The organism is Carboxylicivirga sp. M1479 (genome assembly GCF_007097485.1).
Taxonomy (GTDB): Bacteria; Bacteroidota; Bacteroidia; order Bacteroidales; family Marinilabiliaceae; genus Carboxylicivirga.
Window position 1 is genome coordinate 1 of sequence record NZ_VKDE01000084.1, and the last position, 897, is coordinate 897.

Annotated in this window: 1 protein-coding gene and 1 pseudogene; both read right to left on the reverse strand. The window is 40.6% G+C overall.

The window, feature by feature from the left end; all coding sequences use genetic code 11:
* Nucleotides 1-603, reverse strand: a 603-nt coding sequence (locus FNN09_RS20870; protein WP_143304425.1) for a sulfatase-like hydrolase/transferase, incomplete at its 3' end; no start/stop codon positions are given.
* A 19-nt stretch (nt 604-622) separates the two neighbouring features.
* Nucleotides 623-897, reverse strand: a pseudogene (locus FNN09_RS21255) (arylsulfatase); the annotation flags it as partial.

Sequence of the window (897 nt, forward strand, 5' to 3'; positions counted from 1 at the left end):
ATGCTTTTTACTCGTGACATACTTTTTACTCCCAACAAAAAGTGAGTCTTTTGTATCCAGGTTAAGCACCCTGTGTCCATCCAAATAAACCGTTGGCACACGATCGTTGGTAGAAGGAAGTAGAAACGAAGAGTTAAACCCAACTTCAATTGGACCTGGTTTCACCTCTCCATTCCAATTAGTTAATACACCTTTCTCTCCAATACCCAAATGCCATTTCCCTACAATACCAGTTTCGTAGCCAGCTTTTTTTAGCATTTTCGGCAGGGTCATCATATCAACAGGTATAATTAGAGGAGCATTAGGAGGTAATATATTGGCGTTATGTCTGAAACCGTATACACCTGTTAACAACGAAAAACGTGAAGGTGTACAGGTTGAAGCTGTACAGTGTCCATCGGTAAAGCGTAATCCACCTTCTGCCAGTTTATCAATGTTAGGCGTTGGAATAAGTTCAGAACCATAGGCTCCCACATCACCGTACCCCACATCATCACCATAAATAATGACGATATTTGGTTTTTGAACATCAGAATCCCCAGGCCTTTGTGAACATGCTGAGAAAACTACTATAATAATTGCGAAAAATATACTTAGTTTCATATTAAATATTACTACGTTTCTAAAATTTAAAAAGGGGCGACTCGGTACTGGCCTCTTGCATGATGGCTTTAATCTGTTTAATCACATCAGGATGTTGGGCTGCTATATCCTGCGTTTCACCCGGATCCTCTTCCAGGTTGAAAAGCTGTATGGGTGCTTCAGGATTTTTTCTAATGCCATACTGCACACCTTTCCATTTACCCATTCTAACGGCTTTTCGACCACCCACAGAATTAAATTCCCAATAAAGGTATTCGTGTTCCTTTTGAGTGCCCTGATTGGTTAACGCAGGTA